23 protein-coding genes are annotated in these 21,514 nt (G+C 51.1%); 13 read left to right on the forward strand and 10 right to left on the reverse strand.

Annotation, left to right across the window (positions count from 1 at the left end; translation table 11 throughout):
• Positions 1-3 precede the first annotated feature (3 nt).
• The 6 genes from EFB08_RS10365 to EFB08_RS10390 form a co-directional block, all read right to left on the reverse strand.
• On the reverse strand, positions 4-558 hold the full coding sequence (locus EFB08_RS10365; protein WP_123126877.1) for an NADPH-dependent FMN reductase: 555 nt from the start codon (positions 556-558) through the stop codon (positions 4-6).
• Between the two features lie 35 nt (positions 559-593).
• Positions 594-968: a cupin domain-containing protein gene (locus tag EFB08_RS10370; RefSeq protein WP_123126878.1), complete on the reverse strand. Its 375-nt coding sequence runs from the start codon at positions 966-968 to the stop codon at positions 594-596.
• A gap of 70 nt (positions 969-1,038) precedes the next feature.
• Positions 1,039-1,980 (reverse strand): ring-cleaving dioxygenase, encoded by a 942-nt coding sequence (locus tag EFB08_RS10375; RefSeq protein ID WP_123126879.1) that lies wholly within the window; start codon positions 1,978-1,980, stop codon positions 1,039-1,041.
• A gap of 11 nt (positions 1,981-1,991) precedes the next feature.
• Positions 1,992-2,702 carry a pirin family protein gene (locus tag EFB08_RS10380; RefSeq protein WP_123126880.1) on the reverse strand — a complete coding sequence of 237 codons (711 nt, stop codon included), beginning with the start codon at positions 2,700-2,702 and terminating at the stop codon, positions 1,992-1,994.
• Positions 2,703-2,818: 116 nt separating this feature from the next.
• The gene (locus EFB08_RS10385) at positions 2,819-3,355 is read right to left on the reverse strand and encodes a YceI family protein (protein ID WP_123126881.1); all 537 of its coding nucleotides are present in this window, start codon (positions 3,353-3,355) and stop codon (positions 2,819-2,821) included.
• A 333-nt stretch (positions 3,356-3,688) separates the two neighbouring features.
• A complete protein-coding gene (locus EFB08_RS10390) occupies positions 3,689-4,147 on the reverse strand; it encodes a nuclear transport factor 2 family protein (protein WP_123126882.1) in 459 nt (152 codons plus the stop codon).
• A 398-nt stretch (positions 4,148-4,545) separates the two neighbouring features.
• Between EFB08_RS10390 and EFB08_RS10395 the strand changes: the two genes are divergently transcribed.
• From EFB08_RS10395 to EFB08_RS10430, 8 genes are all read left to right on the forward strand, one after another.
• Positions 4,546-5,796 carry an efflux RND transporter periplasmic adaptor subunit gene (locus EFB08_RS10395; protein ID WP_123126883.1) on the forward strand — a complete coding sequence of 417 codons (1,251 nt, stop codon included), beginning with the start codon at positions 4,546-4,548 and terminating at the stop codon, positions 5,794-5,796.
• A 323-nt stretch (positions 5,797-6,119) separates the two neighbouring features.
• Entirely contained in the window at positions 6,120-6,809 is a 690-nt protein-coding gene (locus tag EFB08_RS10400) for an ABC transporter ATP-binding protein (protein WP_123126884.1), read from the forward strand.
• An 11-nt stretch (positions 6,810-6,820) separates the two neighbouring features.
• Positions 6,821-9,232, forward strand: coding sequence for an ABC transporter permease (locus EFB08_RS10405; protein WP_123126885.1), 2,412 nt, complete (start codon positions 6,821-6,823; stop codon positions 9,230-9,232).
• Between the two features lie 304 nt (positions 9,233-9,536).
• On the forward strand, positions 9,537-10,424 hold the full coding sequence (locus EFB08_RS10410) for an STAS domain-containing protein (protein ID WP_123126886.1): 888 nt from the start codon (positions 9,537-9,539) through the stop codon (positions 10,422-10,424).
• A gap of 12 nt (positions 10,425-10,436) precedes the next feature.
• Complete coding sequence (locus tag EFB08_RS10415) at positions 10,437-10,835, forward strand: STAS domain-containing protein (RefSeq protein ID WP_123126887.1); 399 nt, start codon at positions 10,437-10,439, stop codon at positions 10,833-10,835.
• Complete coding sequence (locus EFB08_RS10420) at positions 10,819-11,232, forward strand: anti-sigma regulatory factor (RefSeq protein WP_123126888.1); 414 nt, start codon at positions 10,819-10,821, stop codon at positions 11,230-11,232. The genes EFB08_RS10415 and EFB08_RS10420 overlap by 17 nt, the downstream gene beginning before the upstream one ends.
• Positions 11,222-12,265 (forward strand): ATP-binding protein, encoded by a 1,044-nt coding sequence (locus EFB08_RS10425; RefSeq protein WP_123126889.1) that lies wholly within the window; start codon positions 11,222-11,224, stop codon positions 12,263-12,265. Before EFB08_RS10420 ends, EFB08_RS10425 begins: the two co-directional genes overlap by 11 nt.
• Before the next feature lie 7 nt (positions 12,266-12,272).
• On the forward strand, positions 12,273-13,637 hold the full coding sequence (locus tag EFB08_RS10430; RefSeq protein WP_123126890.1) for a sensor histidine kinase: 1,365 nt from the start codon (positions 12,273-12,275) through the stop codon (positions 13,635-13,637).
• Between the two features lie 72 nt (positions 13,638-13,709).
• Here EFB08_RS10430 and EFB08_RS10435 read toward each other — a convergent pair whose 3' ends face one another.
• A complete protein-coding gene (locus tag EFB08_RS10435; protein ID WP_123126891.1) occupies positions 13,710-14,132 on the reverse strand; it encodes a response regulator in 423 nt (140 codons plus the stop codon).
• A 464-nt stretch (positions 14,133-14,596) separates the two neighbouring features.
• Between EFB08_RS10435 and EFB08_RS10440 the strand changes: the two genes are divergently transcribed.
• Positions 14,597-14,992 carry a hypothetical protein gene (locus EFB08_RS10440; protein ID WP_123126892.1) on the forward strand — a complete coding sequence of 132 codons (396 nt, stop codon included), beginning with the start codon at positions 14,597-14,599 and terminating at the stop codon, positions 14,990-14,992.
• A 43-nt stretch (positions 14,993-15,035) separates the two neighbouring features.
• Here EFB08_RS10440 and EFB08_RS10445 read toward each other — a convergent pair whose 3' ends face one another.
• Positions 15,036-15,329 carry a hypothetical protein gene (locus tag EFB08_RS10445; RefSeq protein WP_125077708.1) on the reverse strand — a complete coding sequence of 98 codons (294 nt, stop codon included), beginning with the start codon at positions 15,327-15,329 and terminating at the stop codon, positions 15,036-15,038.
• Between the two features lie 141 nt (positions 15,330-15,470).
• Here EFB08_RS10445 and EFB08_RS23470 point away from each other — a divergent pair, with 141 nt between their 5' ends.
• The 4 genes from EFB08_RS23470 (at position 15,471) to EFB08_RS10460 (ending at position 18,686) form a co-directional block, all read left to right on the forward strand.
• A complete protein-coding gene (locus EFB08_RS23470; protein ID WP_165864856.1) occupies positions 15,471-15,644 on the forward strand; it encodes a hypothetical protein in 174 nt (57 codons plus the stop codon).
• A 580-nt stretch (positions 15,645-16,224) separates the two neighbouring features.
• Entirely contained in the window at positions 16,225-16,419 is a 195-nt protein-coding gene (locus EFB08_RS10450) for a hypothetical protein (protein ID WP_227006293.1), read from the forward strand.
• A 360-nt stretch (positions 16,420-16,779) separates the two neighbouring features.
• Entirely contained in the window at positions 16,780-17,448 is a 669-nt protein-coding gene (locus EFB08_RS10455; protein WP_123126894.1) for an outer membrane beta-barrel protein, read from the forward strand.
• Positions 17,449-17,555: 107 nt separating this feature from the next.
• Positions 17,556-18,686: an alkaline phosphatase D family protein gene (locus EFB08_RS10460; protein WP_123126895.1), complete on the forward strand. Its 1,131-nt coding sequence runs from the start codon at positions 17,556-17,558 to the stop codon at positions 18,684-18,686.
• 181 nt (positions 18,687-18,867) lie between these two features.
• Here EFB08_RS10460 and EFB08_RS10465 read toward each other — a convergent pair whose 3' ends face one another.
• Complete coding sequence (locus tag EFB08_RS10465; protein ID WP_123126896.1) at positions 18,868-19,392, reverse strand: GyrI-like domain-containing protein; 525 nt, start codon at positions 19,390-19,392, stop codon at positions 18,868-18,870.
• Positions 19,393-19,530: 138 nt separating this feature from the next.
• Positions 19,531-21,297: an ABC transporter ATP-binding protein gene (locus EFB08_RS10470; protein ID WP_123126897.1), complete on the reverse strand. Its 1,767-nt coding sequence runs from the start codon at positions 21,295-21,297 to the stop codon at positions 19,531-19,533.
• Positions 21,298-21,514 lie beyond the last annotated feature (217 nt).

Raw genomic sequence — 21,514 nt, forward strand, 5'->3', positions numbered from 1 at the left:
CTTTTAAGGTAAAACATGGGTGGCCTGAATGGCTTGCCCTAACCAAAGAAAATCCTCTAAGAATTTATCCAGACGACCTCCGTAGGCAGCGTCTATCAACTGTCCGTCCTGGAAAAGCGTCTGCACCTTAGGGGTGATGAGCGGGTTAGGCAGCACAATCCCGTTCAGGGTGAGGGCGTAGTGCTGCAGGCTTTTGGCTGCGTTGATGCCGCCCAGCATGCCCGCTGACACCGCCACAATCCCGAAGGGCTTATGGAAATACTCTTTGTAGAAATAGTCCAGGGTGTTTTTCAGGGCACCAGAGTAGCTTCCGTTGTGTTCTGGCGAAACCAGGATCAAACCATCGCTCTGGGCAATGGCGGCACTGGTTTCCTTCATTTCCGCTGATGGATTTGGGGTTTTGTCAAAGGTGTTCTCCAGCAAAGGGAAATTCAAGGCCCGCACATCCAGCAAGTGCACGCTATGCCCTTTTTCTTCCAGTCTACTTATTACTTCTAATGCCACCTGGTGCGATTGCCGCTGCGGGCGGGCACTTCCGGATACTACTACTAGGTTCATGGTTTACTTTTAAGGAAATAAATAAAGAGACTGTATTATGCTTCTGCTTTGTCTTTCAAGTTCACAAAAATGGAGCTCCTGACTGCAGAAAGCAGATTACGGGTGCGGTGTCCTTTGCCTGTGGTGTCCTCTACCAGCAGAATATCGCCGGCTTTGAACTGCCGTTTTTCGCCCAGAGAGGTTTCTATCTCTATCTCGCCGTCCAGCAGAATGATGTACTGCCGGGCCGGAGCCGTATGGAAGTCATAGTCATAGCTGGGCAGCACTTTCCTAAAGATAATACTTTCTACCGCTTCGGGCGTTGACAGAAAGCCAATATCCCCTGCGGCTTGCAGGGGCTTGGCGATCAGGTCAAAATGGCTTTCTCCGTGAGCATCCGCGTACACGCGGGTAATGTGGAATACTTCCATTTTCAGTCAAGTTTCGGGAAAATGGCCTTAAAAGGCAACTGAAATCTGCGTTGAAGCAGCCTTTCCGTTTTTAGTCCAGATTCGGTAAAACGGCCTCGATATCGGCGCGGCGCGGCTCGTATTGCGGCGGCAACAACAGGCTGGAACCCAATTGATCCCAAGGCTCATCAATCCCGAAGCCCGGATTATCGGTGGCAATCTCGAACAGCACTCCGCCCGGCTCCCTGAAATACAGCGAGTAGAAGTAGTTCCGGTCAATCTTCTCGGTGATCTGCAGGCCCAGGCCGGCGCGTCTTACTTTCTCCTGAAACTGCATGAGCGTTCCTTCGTCTTTCACCCGGAACGCGATGTGGTGGTTAGTACCGGCCCCGCCGATTCCCCGCGCTTCGTTAGGCAACTCTACCAAGTCAATGATGGCGGCGTGCTCCACGGCATCGGTGATGTAGCGGTAACGGTTGCCGCTTTTCTCCAGCAAGGTATAGCCAAAGACATCGGTGAGAACGGCCGCGGTGCCTTTGATGTCGCGCAGGGTCAAGGTCACGTTGTGGAAGCCTTTAGTAGCCACGCTGGCGTTCACCTCATCAGTTTCCCAGGCTACGCGGTTGTCCTGGTTTTTAGGGATAACCAGCTCCAGTTTCAGGCCGTCTGGATCCAGGAACGTCAGGTACTGCTCCCCGAATTTCTCTGAGGGCTTGTTGTAGATGACGTTGTGCTTCTCAAACCGATTGATCCAGAAATCAAAGCTGCCCGCGGGCACTGAGTACCCGATGTTGGTGGCCATGCCGGTGCCGGCGTTGCCGCGGCGGGCGCCTTCGTAGGGGAAGAATGTTAAGATGGTGCCGGCACTGCCGCGCTCATCGCCGTAGTACAGGTGGTAAGTGCCCGGGTCATCAAAGTTGACGGTCTTTTTGAGCAGGCGCAAGCCCAGGACTTTGGTGTAGAAATCCACGTTTTTCTTGGCCGATCCGGCAATAGCCGTGATATGGTGCAGGCCTAATATTCTGTTTTCCATGACTCTGCTGATTAAAGGTTGATAGGTACCTCAATGAGGAGGAATCTGCTATCGGATGAAAAATTGAAATCTAACTGATCTGTCTCCCACATACCCAAGCCCTCACGGTCATTCACCGTCTGCCCATTCACCTCCAGCGTACCGCTGATGTTGAAGACAAAAATTCCTTTGTTCACCGGATTGAACCGGTACGTCAATGTCTGCCCTTGCTCAAAATACCCCAGAGACAGTTTGGCGTTCTGGTTGATCCAGCAATGGCTTTGGCCTTCTTCGTTGCTCACAATGGTAGTCAACTGGTTCAGGCGCTTCTCCTCAGGGAAAAAGCGGCGCTGGTACCGGGGCGTAATGTTCTGCAGTTTGGGCTCAATCCAGATCTGCAGGAAATTGACCTCGTCCTGGCCCACGTTGTGCTCTTCGTGCCGAAGGCCGCTGCCCGCGCTCATGATCTGCACCCAGTCTTTGTGCACCACCTCTTTGTAGCCCAGCGAATCTATGTGGTTCATAGACCCCGAGAGCATCACCGAGATGATCTCCATGTTGGCGTGCGGATGGATGCCGAAGCCGTTCTCCGGCGCCACGTAATCATCGTTGAAGACCCGCAGCAAACCGAAGCCTGCCCGTACCGGATTATAGTGGCTGGAGAAGCTGAATATGAAATTGCTTTTCAGCCAACCTATGTCTTTTACCCCTCTTTGGGCGGGGGTATATTTTTCTGTTTGCATCCCTCTTTTTTTATGAGTTTGTACGGGTACCAGCTGAAAAAGAATCTGTTACAGCTGTTTACTTCGGTCTATCCACGGGTACGCAGCGAGACGCCACTTGCCTTTATGACAAGGCCTTAGCCTTGTTTCACCAACTGCACCTCGGCCTGTAGTTTGATCTCATCACTCACCACTACGCTGCCGGCCTCAGTCACAGCATTCCAGGTAAGGCCAAACTCTTTGCGGCTGATTTTACCGCTCACCGTGAAACCGGCTTTGGTCTGGCCGTAAGGGTCTACCACAATACCGCCGAACTCTACTTTCAATGTCACAGGTTTAGACACGCCTCTGATGGTTAAGTCACCGTGCAGTTGGTAATCATCGCCGCCTACGTTTTCATATTTGCTGCCCACAAACCGAATCTCGCCGTGGTTTTCCGCATCAAAGAAGTCGGCTGATTTCAGGTGCGTATCACGCTGCTCGTTGTTGGTGTTGATGGAGTTCACATCGGCGGTGAACTCCACGCTGCTGGCGCTGGTGAACTGTTCATCTTCGGTCTCGGCCTCCACGTTGAAGCTCTGGAAATAACCGGTCACGGTGGTGATCATCAAGTGCTTTACTTTGAACTGAACTTCTGAGTGCATTGGGTCTACTGCCCATTTAATAGTTGCCATGTCTTTGCTTTTTTAAGGTTTTAAATTCTACTTTGAAGGTGTTCCCTGAAAGAGAACGAGACAAATGTATATACATTTAATGTATATACATACATTATTTCAAAAAAGTTTTTCTTTTCTTTAAAAAAGGCTCTTACAGGCTTAAAACCTTATTCCAGATTGAAATCTTTTCTCCTTTGGGCCCTGATTTTCCTGAAGTCTGCTTTTTAAATGTTCCTTGCTTCCCCTCTCCAAGCATCTCCTGCGTTTTCCTGTTATCTACTTTGGGCAAAAGAAAGCCCTCTTTTCGGGCTGTTTTCCTGAAAAGAGGGCTAAATCAGAAGTAGAGAAACTTTACTTGCTTTGGGCCGGCACAGACTGCCATAAAACGTTCATGACCCACCACTTGTCCTGCTCCTTCACCAGGTGGATGTAGTCAATACCCCACACCGCCGTAACCTTCGCCGAAGCGGTTTTATCACAGATGTCCAGAATCTGGACGTCCTGAACTGACTTTTCATTGGCTTGCTTGCCGTTGGCATTCCAGCGTTTGGCCAGACTTACCAGCGCCGGGAAAGGCATCTCCAGTTGCTTAGAATACGTCTGGTTGGCCGCCGAATAGGAGAACCCGCGTTTCTGCAGCAAGGGATGCACACTGCGGTAGGCCAATGTGGTATCGGCTTTGTAGAAAGCCTGGATGTAGTCTTGGCAGGCAGCGGTGACCCCGGCTTTGTCTTGCTCCGTGGAAGTGCATTGCGCCCAGGCAGAAGACAGGAAAAGGGAAAACAGAACGGCAGAGAAGAGCTTCTTCATATGTTAGTAGCGTTTGGTTAGGTTTTATCTGCAAAAGACCTCAAAGAACAGACCAACTTAGTAATCAACTGTTAATCATTGGTTTAATCGACCTATAGCAAAGAACTTGTGTTCGGTTATGTATCACAGATGTATGGTTTGGAACAGAGGTGCTAGACAGGCATCCAAACCTTGCGGCTTCCTTGCCCCAGAAAGAAAAGCTATTTTACACCTGTTTTCCTGAAAAGACGCAGAAAGCCGGCGCGGGCTGCACACGGGGACCGGGATTGTTCGGGCATGAACAAAAAGTGTCCGCTGGCGCACACTCTCAAAATCTCAGATTGCCTAAATAGCTGTAAATATGCATTTTACAAATCCGGCACAGCAATTGACAAGGATTAATCAAATCGCTTACTACCATGGACCGCATCATAGAAAAGAAACGCTTCACGCCTAAGAAGATAGCCGGTTATACGACGGCAGTGGCCCTCATTGCCCTGGCCACGTACTTCATCGCCTTCGGTGATAACAGCTCCAAGCTGAACGTGGAGAGCCAGAAGATTACCATGGCTACCGTGAGTCAGGGTTCTTTTCAGGAGTTTATTCCGGTAGACGGCACCGTGCACCCCATCAAAACCATCCTGATTCCGGCGGTGGAAGGCGGCACCGTAGACGAGAAGTACCTGGAAGGCGGCAAGCCCGTGAAGCAAGGTGACCCTATCCTAAAACTCACCAACAATCGTCTGGTGCTGGATTTCATGAATCAGGAGACCCTCATGAACGACCTCATCAATAACCTGCAGAACTCCAAGTTGAGTTTGCAGCAAAACAAATTCAACCTCCGTCGGCGGTTGGCCACTTTAGATGCCCAGGTAGATGCCGCCAAGGATGTGTATCAGCGCAACATTGCCCTGTATGAAGCCAAAGCAGTATCGCAGCAGGAGTTCTTCAGTTTCAAAAGAGAATATGACCGCCTGAAAGCCGAACGGGCCATTGAGCAAGAGTCGCAGCGGTTTGAGGAGAACAACGCCCGCCAGCAGATTGCCCAACTGGAAACCACCATTGCCCGCACCAGCCGCAACCTGCGCATGATGGAAGACAACCTCAAGAACCTTTATATCAAAGCACCCATCTCAGGGCAGCTTTCCTCTATTCAGGTAGAATTGGGAACCCCGGTACAGTCGGGGCAGGTGATTGGTCAGATTGATGATCTGAGCGGTTTCAAAGTGAAAGCCGAGCTGGACCAACACTACGTAAGCCGCGTCTTCGCCGGACAGCAGGCATCCTTCACCTACAACGGCCAGACTTACCCGCTGGAGATTGCCCTGGTGTACTCAGAGGTGACCAACGGCCGCTTTCCCGTTGACATGAAGTTCATTGGCAAGGTTCCGGAGGGCATCCGGCGCGGACAGACCCTTCAGATCAGATTGCAGCTCTCAGATCCGGCTCCGGCAGTGTTGTTGCCAAGAGGCGGGTTCTACCAGAGTACGGGTGGCGCCTGGGCCTACGTGCTGGATGAAACCGGCAAAGCAGCCACTAAACGCAGCATCCGCTTAGGTCGCCAGAACCCAGAATATTATGAAGTCCTAGAAGGCCTAAAACCCGGCGAGCAGGTGATTGTCTCATCGTATGATGCTTTCAACGACAAAGACAAGCTGGAGCTGAAATAAGTCGGTTTAAGGCAGTTTTTGCCAAAGGAGCTTCAAAACGACCTACTTCAGCTCTAGTCCTGAGTTTTGAGTCCTGAGTTTTGAGTCCTGAGTTGAAAAGATTCACGCATTTCGTCCCCCTTTGAAGGGGGTGGGGGGATGACAAAGGCAGTTGGAGAACCAAAGAACAATTGCGATGGAATAATTAAAAACGATTTTCGGGAATACCATGATCAGCAAGAGTAATCATCCCCCTACCCCCTTCAAAGGGGGACAGAATGCAAAATAAACCCGATCAATAGGATAAAATAACAATCACCAACCAGCAATAAACAACCAACCATATGTTAAAGACCGTCAATCTTCAGAAGAAATATACCACCGATGAGGTGGAGACCACCGCACTGGTGAATGTGAACCTGAACGTGCGTCAAGGCGAGTTCGTGGCCATCATGGGTCCGTCTGGGTGTGGAAAATCTACGTTGCTGAACATCATCGGGCTGCTAGATAACCCTAGCAGCGGCGAGTTCTACTTCCTGGAGAAGGAAATCTCTAAGTTCAGTGAGCGGCAGCGGGCCAACCTGCGCAAAGAGCACCTGGGCTTCGTGTTCCAGAGCTTCAACCTGATTGATGAACTGACGGTATACGAGAACGTGGAACTGCCTTTGATTTACCTGAAGGTGGGCAATGCCGAGCGTAAACAGCGCGTGGAACAGGTACTGGAGCAGATGCAGATTGCGCACCGCCGCAACCACTTCCCGCAGCAACTCTCGGGCGGTCAGCAGCAACGGGTGGCCATTGCCCGGGCGGTAGTGTCCAAACCTAAATTGCTTTTGGCGGATGAGCCCACCGGTAACCTGGACTCGGCCCACGGCCAAGAGGTGATGCAACTGCTGAGCAGCCTTAACGAGCAAGGCACCACCATTGTGATGGTGACCCACTCCCCCACCGATGCCGACTACGCTCACCGCATTGTGAACCTGTTTGACGGGCAGATTATCTCTGAGAATGTGAAAGAGCTCGCTATCCTGTAACGCTGGTTGCCATGTTCAAAAACTACCTTTTAGTAGCGGTACGCACACTCCAACGCAACCTGGGCTACACCTCCCTGAACATCATCGGGCTGGCGTTGGGCATCACCTGCAGTCTGCTGCTTTTCCTGGTGATCCGCCACGAACTCAGCTATGACACGTTTCATAGCAAGGCAGACCGTACCTACCGCATCAATGTAGACAAGATTTCTGAAAACGGGCCCGAAAACACCGCAGGAACTCCGGTTCCCATGCTGGCTACCCTTAAAGCAACCCTGCCAGAGCTCACCCCGGCCACCCACTTATACAATGAAGAAGGCGGCACTTTCACCGTTCTGTCTACCAATGCCAAAGAAGCGCCCCGCAAGTTCAGGGAGGAGCGAAACGTCCTGTTTGTGGAGCCGGCCTTCTTTGACCTGTTCGACTTTGACACCAACGGCATCAACGCCAAGCAGGCCATCAAAGACGTGAACACGGTGCTGCTCACCCAAACCATCGCCGACAAGTTCTTCCCCAGCGAGAACCCGGTGGGTCGGATACTGCGCATGAACAACAAGGTGAACCTGAAAGTGACCGGCGTGATTCCTGATGCGCCTGACAACACTGATTTGCCTTTCCAGATGCTCATTGACTATGAGTCTTCCAAAAAGATCAACACCTTCACCAACGACAGCTGGAACAGCACCAACAGCAACCAGCAGATCTACTTTGCGCTTTCTCCGGGAGCGTCTCTGAAACAAGCCGAGGACCGGTTGAACGAAGTGGTGGCCAAATACCGTCCCCGCTCTCCGGGCGAGAAAGAACGGTACACGTTTCAGCCGCTCAGCCAAGTACACTTTGATGAACGATACGGCAACCTTAGCAACCGCACCATCAGCAAAACCACGTTGTGGGCATTGGGACTCATCGGGATGTTTTTGGTGCTGGTGGCTTCCATCAACTTCGTGAACCTGGCTACTGCGCAAGCGTTGCGCCGAGCCAAAGAAGTGGGCATGCGCAAGGTACTGGGGGCCAGCAAATCGCAGCTCATGACGCAGTTCCTGCTGGAAACCGGCCTGATTACCCTTACAGCACTTTCCCTGTCGGTGGTTTTTGCCGAGTTGCTGCTGCCCTCTTTGAACAAGTTGCTGGAACTGCAGATCTCGTTCTCTATTTTGAAAGACCCTCAGATGCTGCTGTTCCTGCTGGCGGTGCTGGTAGCGGTGACGTTCTTTGCGGGGTTCTATCCGGCCCTAGTTATCTCGGGGTTTCAGCCTATCTCGGCGCTCAAAAGCAAAGCTTCCACGGCCCGGGCCGCCGGATTGTCGTTGCGCCGTACGCTGGTGGTGTTGCAGTTCACCGTCTGCCAGGTCCTCATCATCTGCACCATCATTGTGCACAACCAGATGGAGTACTTCCGGAGTGCCTCGCTGGGGTTTGACAAGGAGGCAATCGTGAACATCCAGTTACCCTCAGGAAGAGGGAAGGAACTGATGGCTTTCCGGCCGCAGATGGAGGCGCATCCGGCTATCAAATCCACGTCTTTTGCCATTGCCCCGCCCTCGGCCAACATTGACATGAACACCTCTTTCAAGTACGACGACCTTTCTTTGCAGCGCAACTTCAGCGTGAACATGAAAATAGCCGATGAGCATTACCTGAAGACGTTCAACATTCCGTTGTTGGCTGGCCGCATGTACGAGAAAAGCGACACCATGCGGGAGTTCCTGGTCAATGAGACGTTTTTGCGGCAGGTTGGCGAAAAAGACCCGCAAAACGCAATCGGTAAGATGGTGATGGTCAACGGTGACCAGTCCAAAGGCAAGATTGTGGGCGTGGTGAAAGACTACCACCTTTCTTCGCTGCGCGACGATATTCCGCCGGTGGTCATGTCTACGTTCTCTGATTTCTACCTGTACCTGAACGTGAAGCTGGAGCAGAAAAACGCGAAGGCCGCGTTGGCGCACCTGCAGAACATCTACCAGACCGCTTACCCAGACGATGTCTTCTACTATGAGTTCTTTGATGATTCCATTGCCCGCTTCTACGAAGAGGAACAACGGCAGGCGCATCTGTTCAAAGTGTTCTCGGTGATTGCCATCCTCATCGGGTGCCTGGGTCTTTACGGGTTGGTTTCCTTTATGGTGGCGCAACGCACCAAAGAAGTGGGTGTACGCAAGGTGCTGGGCGCTTCCTCGGCGAGCATCGTGGGGCTGTTCTCCATAGACTTCGTGAAACTGGTGCTCATTGCCTTCGTCATTGCCGGGCCTATCTCCTATTACTTCATGGATAAATGGCTGCAGGAGTTCACATACCGCATTCACATTGGCTACTGGGTGTTCCTGGCCGCCGGTGCGCTCACGCTCCTGATTGCTTTGACCACCGTAAGTGTACAAGCCCTTCGGGCCGCGTTCTCTAACCCGGTTCGGGCGCTTAAAACCGAGTAGCCCTCTGGCAAATTCCGCTTTCAGGCCCTTTTGACCAAAACAGGCCCGAAACAGAAAAGCCTCTGAACTCACTTCTGATCTAGTCCTTTCAACTGCTCCCCGCTGTTTTTACGGCGGGGATTTTTTTTGGCATGTCACACACGTAATCTGGTAACTTGAAAAACAAATTGCGAACACGGCTGTTTCGTTGCTTTATTTCTTACTTTTACCGAAATGCCTGCCATCCGTGGTTTTCGGTTTGTTTTCCGGAAAAGAGGCATAAACCATTTCACCGTCTTTTATCCCCGACAACACATATCCCTTTATGAATAAAGAAAGCGCCGCTGCCCTTAAAGGAAAGAAAAAACAAATTCTGGAAGCTTGGATGGCCAATCAATTGAAAGATGCCGCCCTCCGCGATGACCTGATGAGTGTATCAGAGTTGCAGCAGCAGTCAGAAGAATTCCTGTCCTCGTTGCTGAAAGCTTTTGCTTCTCCTCAAGCAGAAGACACAGAGTCATCGGGCTACGAGTCTATCCACGATATCCTGAGCGAAATCTCTATTTCCCGCGCCCGCCAAGGGTTTTCTCCGCGCGAGACCAGCGCCTATATTCTTAGCCTGAAAGAAGTGCTGAGCCATACGCTGGAGGACCGTTTCAAAGATGACACCGCCGTTCTGTACCGCGAGATCATCTCCATGAACAAGATCATGGACAGCCTGAGCCTGATTACCACCGAAACGTACATCAAAGGCCGCGAAGAGGTGATCCTGCGCCAGACCAATGAGATGAGCGAAATCTCCACGCCGGTAATCCGGGTGTGGGAAGGAATCTTGGCCCTGCCCATCATCGGGACCCTGGACAGTGCCCGTACCCAGGTGGTGATGGAAGCGTTGCTGGAAGAGATTGTAGCCACCGGCAGCCGTATTGCCATTCTGGATATCTCAGGCGTACCTACCGTTGACTCACTGGTAGCCCAGCATCTGATCAAAACCGTAAGCGCCGCCCGCCTGATGGGTGCCGAGTGCATCATCAGCGGCATCAGAGCCGAGATTGCCCAGACCATTGTGCACCTGGGCATTGACCTGACCAACATTTACACCAAAGCCACCCTGGCCAGCGCCTTGAAGATGTCCTTCTCCATGCTGAACATCCAGGTATCAAAGGCTGGTTTAAATGGCCAGATTGGATCTAAACAAAACTTCGGCTTTTAAGAAAACACTGCCATGGAAAGAATTCCTATTTTAAAAATGGGCCCCTTCCTGCTGGTAACCATCCAAGTGGATTTATATGACCGGCTGGCCCTCACCCTGGAAAACGACCTCATCAACATGGTGAGTAAGACCGAGGCCAAAGGAGTATTGATTGATATTTCTGCAGTAAGCATTGTGGATTCCTTCATGGGCCGCATTCTGGGTAACATCGCGTCCATGTCAAAGATCATGGACGCCGCCACCGTGGTGGTAGGCATGCAGCCGGCGGTAGCCATTACGCTGGTTGAATTAGGCCTTACACTCTCCGGCGTGCATACCGCACTGGATGTGGAGCAAGGCATGGAACTACTGCGTACTAAAATTGGCCAACTTGACACTGATGAAGAGGGCCTCTATGATAGTTTTATCTAAAGAGAAGCTTTCCATACAAAAGGAGCAGGACGTGGTTTTGTTCCGGAACCGAATCAAAGAGTTGGCAACCAAAATAGGCATGAGTCTGGTCAACCAGACCAAACTTATTACGGCAGCCAGTGAGTTAGTCAGAAATATGCTGCGCTACGGCGGCGGCGGCATCACTCACCTGGAGATTGTCAGCAAAAACAGTATTCCGGGAGTGCGCCTGATTTTTGTGGACGAAGGGCCCGGCATCATAGACCTGCCCCTGGCCATGAAAGACGGCTATTCTACCGGAAAAAGCTTAGGACTAGGGTTGCCGGGAGCCAAGCGACTCGTGAATGAGTTTGACATCAAGAGCGAACCCGGGAAAGGCACCACGGTCACCATTATCCGTTGGAAAAATGGACTTTAATTTTGCTGAACATCATCACTTCCCCCTCGCAGACCGAACCTTTCAGAACATTGTCCGGCGTGACATTGCCAAGATAGCGGAGGCTGCTGGGTTTTCTGAGGCCGAAGTAGGCCGCGTAAGCTTAGTGGTCACAGAAATGGCCACGAATCTGGTAAAGCATGCGACCTCTAAAGGAGGAGAGCTTTTAGTTAAACCTATCTGCCAGGCAAACGGAAAATCCTGCGGCATTGAATTGCTGTGCCTGGACAATGGCCCCGGCATGAGCGATCCGGTGCGCATGATGGAAGACGGGGTCTCTACCTTCGGGAGTATGGGGCAGGGACTGGGGGCCATCAAACGACAGTCAGATTTCTTTGACATCTATTCCCAGCGCGGCATTGGCACGGTGATCCTCTCCCGCATTTACCGGAAAGGGAAAGCCCCGAAATCGGCGGCCAGAAGCGAACAGAAGTTTCAGATTGGAGCAGTACTGGTACCCAAACCCGGCGAAAAGGTAAGCGGCGATGGCTGGGGCCTTCGGTTCTCGCATCAGGGGGCTTATTTAATAGTGCTGGATGGGTTAGGGCATGGGGAACACGCCCATGCCGCCGCTACCGCCGCTTTGGAGGCATTTCAGCAGCAGCCCAAACAGCCGCCCGCTGAGATTCTGCGGGGGGTACACGCCGCCATCAAAAGAACCCGGGGTGCGGTAGGTGCCGTAGCTCACTGGAGCGCAGAAACAAGCTCTTTGTTTTTCTGCGGCGTAGGCAACATTGCCGGCCGGTTGCTGGGACCAGACAAGGCCAAAAGCCTGCTGTCCTACAATGGAACCCTGGGCATGAGCGTGCCTACCACCCTCAATGACCAACACCACTCCTGGGAACGCGGAAATCTTATGGTGTTGCACTCAGATGGCTTAAAATCCCGTTGGGATTTAACCAAGTACCCGGAACTGAGCAGGCATGACCCTACGTTGATAGCGGCAGTACTCTATAAAGACAACACCCGCACCACCGATGACACGTTAGTTGTGGTGGTGCGTGCCACAGACTAAACCCGCCATGGACCAACCTATCACCACCATAAAGCTGCAGAATGAACTGGACGTGGTTCTGGCCTACAAGCGGGCCATGCAGCTTTCTGAGTTCTCTGGCTTGCCCACGGCCTCCCAAACCAAGTTTGCCACGGCCGTGTCTGAGATTTGCCGCAACGTGCTGGAGCACGTAGGCAACGGCACCATCCGATACAGCATGGTAGAGCACCGGGGCATCTTGTCGCTGGAAGCCTTTGTAACCGATAGAGGCCGTGGCATTCCTAATGTTTCCGATCTCCTGAGGCGGGAATACATGCCCACCGGCGGCAAAGGCCAGGGCATCTACAGCTCGCGTAAGCTGGTAGACCTTTTCCAGATAGAGAGTGATTTTGAGAAAGGAACCCGGGTACGGCTGCAAAAGCGCATTCCCTCTAACCATCCGCCCATCAACAAAGCCATTATTCAGGGGTGGGCAGAATATTTCAACACAGAGTCAGAGATTTCGCCCTACGCCGAGATCAAGCGGCAGAACATGCAGCTGATAGAACTCATGGAGCAACTGCGCGTGCGCACCATTGAGGCCGAGTACCAACTGCAGGAAATCCAGCACCTGAACCAGGAACTGCAAACCTCTAACCAGGAAATCAACGCCCTGCTGCAGGAACGGGAAACAAAGAACCATCAGCTTGAAAAAGTAAACAAAACCCTGGATGAGTTCGCCCACACGGTCACCCATGACCTGAAAGCACCGTTGCAGAACATCCTGGGTTTAACCGATGCCGTGACCGACTACCTGGGTGAAGGAAACTCCACTGAAGCCCAGGAAGTGCTACCCATGATTCAGGCGCAGGCCCGGCGCATGGAACACCTCATCACCGATGTGCTGGCGTATTCCCTGACCGGCAGGCAGCAGATACAGACGAAGCTTGTGCCAGTACGGCAACTGGTAGAAAACGTGCTCACCACGCTCACCATTCCGGTGGGGTTCCGCATCCATGTGCCCAATAACCTGCCAGTGGTAGAGGCCGAGGAGATTTACCTGCAGCAGATTTTCAGCAACCTTTTAAACAACGCCCTCAAATACCATGATCAGCCTGTTGGCAACATCTGGATAAAGGCAACCGAGCAAGACAGCCACTGGGAGTTTGTGGTAGAAGATGACGGCCCCGGTATTCCGCTCGAAAACCAGGAGAAGGTCTTTGAACTGTTTGAGACCACCAGCGATGTGAACCGCCCAGACAGCACCGGCATTGGGTTGGCAATTGTCCGGAAGATCATGCAGGAGAAGGAAGGCCGGGTGTGGATTCGGTCTCAGGGCCGGGGAACCGCCATGCACTTCACCTGGCCGCTTGCCTCAGAATCTCTGCCCAAGGCTGTCTACCACCTGAAATAAAAGTACCCGGGCTTAAAAGCAGAAAGGCGCAGTTCACACTGCGCCTTTCTGCTTTCAGGAAAATAACCTGTCTTATTTCTTTTGGTAGTAATCTGCCAGAATCTCTTTCACATCGCTTTCAGTGAGGGCTTTTGAGAAGTGCTTTTTCACCGAGGTGTATCCTTTCAGGCGCTCCAGGTCATAGAAGCTGGCCGAGGAGGTTAACATGAGGATGATCATGCTGCCGTTTTGGAACAAAGCCTGGTTGTGGTACTCGTCCAGGAAACTGAACCCATCCATCACGGGCATCTTTATGTCCAGGAAGATAAGGTCTGGATAAGGCACTCCCTCCTGAGCAGATTTCTTCAGGTATTCCAGGGCCTCAGCCCCGTTTTTCATGATCAGGATTTCCTTGGCGGCTCCCAGTTTCGTCAACAGGCGTTTATTTACAAAATTGGTTGTATCATCGTCGTCTACCAACATGATCAATTCCAACGGCTCAAACTGGGTTTTCATGTAAAAGTTTTTATTGGGGGAGTGAACTGTGAATTTTCCTTAAACAACGGGTAAATATAGTAAAAATCTGCCAATTGGGTTTTCGGCTTGTTTTATCAAACTTAAGTCCAATACTGCCTCAAGGTTCAAAACGTTGGGTTTGAAGGAAAAATTATGGAGGTAAATTTCTAATGGGCTTAATGTCCTTTGGGTAACATCCCTTAGTGGGTAGGCTATTGGCAAGCAGGAAACCCTGCTGTTTTCTATACCGCAACACCTTACTCTCCCCACTGCTTTGGGTCCATTTTGGGAAAACCCGGCCCAAAATGCAAAACGCCCTCCTTCGTCTGCCAAGGCTGCTTTAACACAAAACCTGGGAATTGCGTATGAGGAGTTGGATTGACATCGCTCTCCTCGTACGGCATTTCCCTTTGTACAAAGATTTGGATGCACCCGTTTACTCGTACCTCTAAAACCAAGTGAACATGGCCATTAATCTACAGCAAACCAGCGCCCGCCTTAATTTCTACATGCGCATCAAAGAGCTGGATGTGTACCAACTCAGCGTGCTCACCCAAACGCCTCCAGATGTAGTGGGCTGTATTTTGCAAGGGGAAGATTACTGTATGGATGACCTGGTCACCCTGCTCAAGCAATTGCCAGACCTGAACTCAAAGTGGGTCATTTACGGAGAAGGCAATGTATTCAAAACCGAGGGGAAAGAAGGAGAGCACCCTCACTTAAAGAAAGACCGGTCTGCTTACTTAGCCGAAATGCAGGCGCTTTTGCATCAGTTAGAGGAGATTGACAAGCAGAAGCAACAGCAAACGCACTTAGACCAGCTACGAAGCAAAATCAGGGACCTCACCAGGCACATCTAACCCCGTTTCTGGCATAATTTTAGCAGCTTACCTGAAAACCGGATTACTCATGTACGGGGGTGGTAGAAGGAAGCCGGCTGGCGCCTTTATCAGTTAGATCTCGGTAGAGTTGGTAACCAAACAACCCCAGTGCCAGTACCAGGCAAAACGCCATCAGGTACTGTTTGGGGGTTTTAGGGGTTCTTTGTCCGGCTGGAAGCCGTTCTCCGGATAAGGCCATTGCCAACGCCAGACTGCCCCAGGCGGCCGCTGCCAGGTACTCATACGTGAAGGCTTGCAGCAGCGCTACCGCCAGCAGAATGGCCACTGCCAGTACTCGTCCGGTTTTCGTTTTCATGGAGATATAGTGCCTAAGGTGTGCAACAGGAAACAAAGGTACAAGGCGGCACTGGGTTTAAGAATAATATTGCAAAAAGTACCGTGTTTAGGTAGGGGTAACGCCCAATATTTCAATCTTTATAACAGGAGGAAGTATATCATGGAACAACACCGAAAACTGGAATTACCGAAAGAGTTGCACTACTGCAACCGTAATCGATGGGGTTTTGTCTCAACCCACAATCCCCCGCTGGTGGTGCAGCAAACCATGCGCCCAGTAGCCCCTCTGGCCGAGATCTATAACTTCTGCGGTTATACGTTCTCAGAGAACTGAATCAAAGTTACGAGAAAGATACCCAAGCACTGAGTTGCGCCTTGCTCACTGGTGCTTGGGCTTTTTATTACCCCAGTTTCTTTTTTTTAAACAGCGTTCCTATAGCCTTCCATCCTATTCTCCCTTTTCTTTCTTTTCCTGTAAGTAGCTACATCACCCCTCTGCCCTACCCCGCCCCAAGCAGTGTGTAGGCTCTTTTACCCGTATTTTGCCTAAGTCGGCTCTAAAACGGTGTAATTGTACACTTTCTAAGAAAGGTTTTGTACTAAGTCTAGTAAAAACACGCTACTGTACCGGAATTTACCACTAAGACGAGCGGTGTTTCTCTCCACCTTTCCTTAGCGTTTGACCCTTCCCTGAAAAAGCCTAAACAAAATATAGGCGAACGAGTAAACAATACCTACAAAATGCATGAAACAAGCCATTTACCAACGCCAATGATTTAAACCAAGGCCGTATAATGCAATTTACTTCTGCTTTTCATACAGTAACCCGGGAGTTTAAATCTTAGTATAACTACTCTACAAACTCTTGATGAGGGGAGGTAGTGGGTATGATGGAAAAATGGAGGCAAATAAAATTGGAACTATTCAATCTGAAGACGAAAGCCCGCAAGATTTTCAGACGTGGTTATGAAGACTTAACCATGTTGATTTACTATCATGACCTGAAAAATCAGTTTCAGTTATTGATTGTGAATCCGAGTAATCTGCTGTTGCTGAAAAAAGAGATCACCCGGGCCGAAGCGTTCAGGATCATGAACACGCGCGCCTAAGCTAAACTGTACCCCTACATGGGGCTTGTATATAATAGATAAGGCGCAAGCCACCAATTAAACGAAAGGACCAGCCGTAGAAAGCTGGTCCTTCTTTTTTTGTATCTGCTGCCCCATCTATAAACTTTAGAATTCATAGATTAATCTCTAAAGTGGGCTTGAGCTAGTACCAAGTAGAAAATAAGATTTGTGCTATAATTATATTTCCATTCTTAATAATAATAATAATAACACCTTCACTCCATTAGTGAATAATTCTATAGATTTGCAGGTATATATTAAACCTGAATATAATTATTCATCATTATAAAGCTTAGAAACTACTCTAGCCACACACCTTTTATTCTATAATCAATCTTCATGAAAAAACTATTTATTGCTGCTGTCCTTTGCAGTACCCCCATCTGGGCATTTGCCCAAGACTTTGGTAAAACCCTTATCTCCGGCTCAGCAAGTTATTCTAGTTCTAAAACAGAAAGCAATTTCTCCGACGATAACCAGAAGAATCACCGGTTTGCCATTAACCCCAAGGTTGGCTTTTTCGTGAGCCCTAATTGGGCTATGGGTCTTTCTGCTGGCTATGAGTCAAGCACCTCTCCCAGCCCTGCTATCGTTCTGGTTAACGGCAACTACATCAATTTGCTTGTTGATTATGACTCTCATTCCTATACAGCAGGGCCGTTCGTGCGGTATTACAAAGCTATGGGAAATAAAGCGGCCTTCTTTGGGCAAGCTAGCGCCAACTACATCTATGTCAAGTCAGAGTATGAGGAACTCCCTGTCAATTATATTTCCACTCCCAGCACCAACAAAGGAGGCGAGGTAAACATTACGCCCGGTTTCGTTTTCTTTCCTTCTAATACCATCGGATTGGAGTTCATGATGGGAACCATTGGCTACTCCCAGATGAAATATGGAACGGATGGATCAGACTACAGTTCTAAAAGCAATTCATTTAACGCCAGTTTCGGGCTAAGTAGTTTATCTTTAGGCCTCTCTCTGTATCTGGGCCGAACTACCGCTGAATAAACATATCATTCTATATCAACACAAAAGCCACAACCTGTCTGTGGCTTTTGTGGTTATTACCCAACGCTCACGGCATCCATCTTCAATACACTGCCGTACCCTTACGTATGTATCACCTCATACACTGGCTCCTTTTTTCTCTTGTCATTACCCTTTTCTCCTGCAGTTCCGCAGATACGGAGCGCCGCCTGGAATCATTGCCAGTTGCCAGTAGCCAAACTCCGCTTTCGGTGATTGCGCTGGGTTCCTGCAACTCCCAGGACCGGGAGCAGCCGCTGTGGCGCGAGATCCTTAAGAACCAGCCCCAACTCTGGGTTTGGTTAGGTGATAACATCTACGGCGACACTGATGACATGCAGGTTTTGAGGGCGAAATACGAAAAACAGCTCCAAAACGAGGGTTATCAGAAACTGGTGGAGACGGTGCCCGTCATTGGCGTCTGGGATGACCACGACTACGGCCGAAACAACGCCGGCAAAGAATACAAACACAAAGGCCAAAGCGCCCAACTCTTCTGGGACTTCATGGGCGAACCCCTCCAAAGCCTCCGCCGAAAACAGAAAGGAGTCTACAGCGCCCATACCTTCGGGCCGGCCGGAAAACAGGTCAAAGTCATTCTGCTGGATGTGCGCTCCCAGCGTGATTCGCTGCGGGGCAAAGAACCCAATTATCAACCCAACCTGAAAGGCGACATCTTAGGCGAAACCCAGTGGCGATGGCTGGAGAAAGAACTACAAACCAGTAAGGCCCAATTTCACCTCATCGGCAGCGGGCTGCAGATCATCGCCAATGACCATGGCTTTGAGCGCTGGGGCAACTTCCCCAAGTCCCGCCAAAGGCTGTTCAACCTGATCGCCAAAACCAAAGCCGCCAACGTGATCCTACTTTCCGGGGACCGGCATTTTGCCGAGCTTTCCAAGATCACCTGGCCGGGTGTGCCCTACCCTATCTACGACTTTACTACCAGCGGCCTCACCCACTACTGGAAAGGCGGCTTGGTCAACGAACCCAACCAACACCGCGTGGGCGAGATGCACGACAAACTCAATTTCGCCGTGATGCGCTTCCACTGGGACCAAACCCCGGCCGTCGTGGATTTCGAGATACGAGGTCGCGACAATGAGTTGCACCAACTGATAAAGGTAGAATATGCCCTCCCGCAAACCTCAAAAGCAGAACCGATCGGTAAAGCCGCCGCCCCGTCCAAACTCCGGCAGGCAAAAGTGCTTCCTCAGTAAGCAGAAGCCTTGCTCGCGTGCTCAAGTGTTGACCTTCTAAAGATCACCTGAAAGCACCAAATGCCCGGTTAAACCTAATCTGATTTGCCCTAAAGGAAAAGCGCCTCCGGAGAAGATCTCCAGAGGCGCTTTCAGGTTTGTTTTAGGGTTCTTTTCAGGAAACCAGCCCAGAAACGGAAGCTTACTTTTTAGCCAACCCTACTTCAATCACGGCGGGTTTGCCTTGGGGGAATCGTTCCACGTAGAACTCCTGCAAGGCCAGGTTCTGCTCTTCGGCGTAGTCGAACAGCTCACCGTAAATGCGTTTGGGGGCCAGCATGATGTTGGCCTCCAATTCTCCCCGTAGCACCGGCCTTCCGGCGGGCACCACGCGTACCGTAAACCCAGCGGGCAGGGCAGCGGTAGTGTCCTGAATGGCTACGCCGATAAACGCCTTGATGGTTTTAGAATCTTTACTTGGATTGTTGTAGTAGATGCCGGCAAAGTCACCGGTCAACTGCTTCTGGTCTACGGCCTTGCCCGCCTGTTGGTAAATCTGCCCCAGAGCCTCTGACTCAATGGAGCCTGCATAGTACTTGCCCGCGATAAACACAGGAGTAGACACCGTTTGGGAAACCTTCACCTCGGCAAAACCGCCCAGGTACGTGTAGCCCACCAACACCAGAATGGCCACTATCGCCAGGAAAATCAATAACTTCTTACGCATCTGTTTCTTTTTACTCCCGCTTTAACTGCCGCAGGAAAGGCAAAGGTAGGGCACGTTTGCTACAATGCCTTACCTGAGGTTCAAAAGCCTGTTTAGAGGCTGATTTCAGCAAAACAGTCCCTAAACAGATTTGTTTCCTTACACAAAGTTCTTGTATTGCATCTCATGCAACTGGGCGTAATACCCACCAGACTGGATCAGTTCTTCGTGACGGCCGCTTTCCTTGATCTCGCCGCGGTCCAGCACAATGATGTTATCGGCTTTCTGGATGGTGGAGAGGCGGTGCGCGATCACAATGGAGGTACGGCCTTCCATTAACTGCGCAATGGCAAACTGAATCAGTTCCTCGGTCTCAGAGTCCACACTGGAGGTGGCTTCGTCCAGGATGATGATTTTGGGGTTGTACACCATGGCGCGCACAAACGAGATCAACTGGCGTTGCCCTACAGACAGAGTAGCCCCGCGTTCCATCACGTTGTAGTGCAGGCCACCGGGCAAGCGTTCAATGAACCTATCGGCACCTACCAGACGAGCGGCTTCCCACATCTGGGCTTCGGTGATTTCTTTATTACCCAGGCTGATGTTATCGGCGATGGTGCCGGAGAAAAGGAATACGTCCTGCAGCACCACGCCAATCTGACGGCGCAGCAAGTCCAGATCGTACTCGCGGATGTCGTGGCCGTCTACCCTGATGGTGCCTTTGTTTATTTCGTAGAACCGGCTGAGCAGGTTGATGATGGAGGTCTTTCCGGCCCCAGTCGCGCCTACCAAGGCTACGGTTTGCCCGGCATATACATCGAAGGAAACGCCGCGCAGAACCCAGTTCTCGTCGTTGTAGGCGAACCAGACATCGTCAAACTGCACATCACCGCGCACTTCTTTAGGGGCGTACGTGCCGGAATCAGAGATCATTTCCTGGCTTTCCAGCAGTTTCATGATCCGCTCAGAACTCACCACGCCCAGCTGCAGCGTATTGAACCGATCGGCGATCTGCCGGATGGGCCGAAAGAACATAGCGATGTACATGATGAAGGCGATAAGCGAGCCCAGCGTCACCGTATCCTGGATCACGCCTTTGGCCCCGTACCACACCAACAAACCCGTTCCGGCTGCGCCGATAACCTCGGCTACCGGGAAGTAGATGGAGTAATACAGCACTGATTTGATGTTGGCGCGGGTGTGTTCCTTGTTAATGGCCTGGAACTTCTTCATCTCGCGCTCCTCGTTGTTGAAGATCTGCACTACCATCATGCCCGTGATGTGCTCCTGCACAAAGGCGTTGAGTTTGGCCACCGCGCCACGCACCTCCTGGAACGATTCCTTCACTTTCTCCTTGAAGATATAGGTACTCACAATGAGCAGCGGGAACATGGAAAGACTCACCAGCGTGAGTTTCCAGTCAATCCAGAACATGTAGCCCAGGATGAAGATCAACTGAAGCACATCCCCGATCATGGCGGCCAGGCCTTCAGAGAACACATCTGACAGGGTTTCCACGTCGCTTACGTTCCTAGTCACCAGCGTCCCGATAGGCGTGCGGTCATAGAACTTCAGCCTCAGTTTGAGAATGTGCTCGTAAAGCTTTACCCGGATGTCGCGTACCACGTACTGCCCCAGCCAACCCGCGAAGTAGGTGTGGAAGTACGATACGGCCGTATGGGCCACCAGCAACACAATAAGCCAGATGAACATGCGGTTCACGCCTTGCCAGTCGTACTGCAGAATCTGCTTGTCTACCATCTCCTGGATCAGGAACGGCCGGACGGTAGCCAGGAAAGCCGAGGCGACCGTCAGGAAAATCACCAGGTAAAAGACCTTCTTGTACGGTTTCACAAACCGGAATATCTTCCGCAGCACCTCCCAGTCAAACGCGCTTCCGGTTTTGCTTCCTCCTATTTCACTCATGTATACAGATGTCGCTAATGATATAAATGTGCCGCTCTGTTGCCGCTACTGCAGAACAAGGCCATGCCGGTGCTACTCAGCGCCCTACAAAACGGTTTTGGGCCTGAATTTGGTAAAACGGCCCGTAAACACCCTTTGTTTTGTAAATACAAAAGTACGCAATAAACCACGGAATTAAGGCACCTCCCACATCGCTACTACCTTATCCGTCGGGGTG

The sequence above is a fragment of the Rufibacter latericius genome (assembly GCF_003721515.1).
Taxonomy (GTDB): domain Bacteria; phylum Bacteroidota; class Bacteroidia; order Cytophagales; family Hymenobacteraceae; genus Nibribacter; species Nibribacter latericius.

Excerpts from the sequence above, each read along its gene's own strand:
- EFB08_RS10365 (WP_123126877.1), bottom strand. The coding sequence starts at position 558 with ATGAACCTAGTAGTAGTATCCGGAAGTGCCCGCCCGCAGCGGCAATCG.
- EFB08_RS10370 (WP_123126878.1), bottom strand. The coding sequence starts at position 968 with ATGGAAGTATTCCACATTACCCGCGTGTACGCGGATGCTCACGGAGAA.
- EFB08_RS10375 (WP_123126879.1), bottom strand. The coding sequence starts at position 1,980 with ATGGAAAACAGAATATTAGGCCTGCACCATATCACGGCTATTGCCGGA.
- EFB08_RS10380 (WP_123126880.1), bottom strand. The coding sequence starts at position 2,702 with ATGCAAACAGAAAAATATACCCCCGCCCAAAGAGGGGTAAAAGACATA.
- EFB08_RS10385 (WP_123126881.1), bottom strand. The coding sequence starts at position 3,355 with ATGGCAACTATTAAATGGGCAGTAGACCCAATGCACTCAGAAGTTCAG.
- EFB08_RS10390 (WP_123126882.1), bottom strand. The coding sequence starts at position 4,147 with ATGAAGAAGCTCTTCTCTGCCGTTCTGTTTTCCCTTTTCCTGTCTTCT.
- EFB08_RS10395 (WP_123126883.1), top strand. The coding sequence starts at position 4,546 with ATGGACCGCATCATAGAAAAGAAACGCTTCACGCCTAAGAAGATAGCC.
- EFB08_RS10400 (WP_123126884.1), top strand. The coding sequence starts at position 6,120 with ATGTTAAAGACCGTCAATCTTCAGAAGAAATATACCACCGATGAGGTG.
- EFB08_RS10405 (WP_123126885.1), top strand. The coding sequence starts at position 6,821 with ATGTTCAAAAACTACCTTTTAGTAGCGGTACGCACACTCCAACGCAAC.
- EFB08_RS10410 (WP_123126886.1), top strand. The coding sequence starts at position 9,537 with ATGAATAAAGAAAGCGCCGCTGCCCTTAAAGGAAAGAAAAAACAAATT.
- EFB08_RS10415 (WP_123126887.1), top strand. The coding sequence starts at position 10,437 with ATGGAAAGAATTCCTATTTTAAAAATGGGCCCCTTCCTGCTGGTAACC.
- EFB08_RS10420 (WP_123126888.1), top strand. The coding sequence starts at position 10,819 with ATGATAGTTTTATCTAAAGAGAAGCTTTCCATACAAAAGGAGCAGGAC.
- EFB08_RS10425 (WP_123126889.1), top strand. The coding sequence starts at position 11,222 with ATGGACTTTAATTTTGCTGAACATCATCACTTCCCCCTCGCAGACCGA.
- EFB08_RS10430 (WP_123126890.1), top strand. The coding sequence starts at position 12,273 with ATGGACCAACCTATCACCACCATAAAGCTGCAGAATGAACTGGACGTG.
- EFB08_RS10435 (WP_123126891.1), bottom strand. The coding sequence starts at position 14,132 with ATGAAAACCCAGTTTGAGCCGTTGGAATTGATCATGTTGGTAGACGAC.
- EFB08_RS10440 (WP_123126892.1), top strand. The coding sequence starts at position 14,597 with ATGGCCATTAATCTACAGCAAACCAGCGCCCGCCTTAATTTCTACATG.
- EFB08_RS10445 (WP_125077708.1), bottom strand. The coding sequence starts at position 15,329 with ATGAAAACGAAAACCGGACGAGTACTGGCAGTGGCCATTCTGCTGGCG.
- EFB08_RS23470 (WP_165864856.1), top strand. The coding sequence starts at position 15,471 with ATGGAACAACACCGAAAACTGGAATTACCGAAAGAGTTGCACTACTGC.
- EFB08_RS10455 (WP_123126894.1), top strand. The coding sequence starts at position 16,780 with ATGAAAAAACTATTTATTGCTGCTGTCCTTTGCAGTACCCCCATCTGG.
- EFB08_RS10460 (WP_123126895.1), top strand. The coding sequence starts at position 17,556 with ATGTATCACCTCATACACTGGCTCCTTTTTTCTCTTGTCATTACCCTT.
- EFB08_RS10465 (WP_123126896.1), bottom strand. The coding sequence starts at position 19,392 with ATGCGTAAGAAGTTATTGATTTTCCTGGCGATAGTGGCCATTCTGGTG.
- EFB08_RS10470 (WP_123126897.1), bottom strand. The coding sequence starts at position 21,297 with ATGAGTGAAATAGGAGGAAGCAAAACCGGAAGCGCGTTTGACTGGGAG.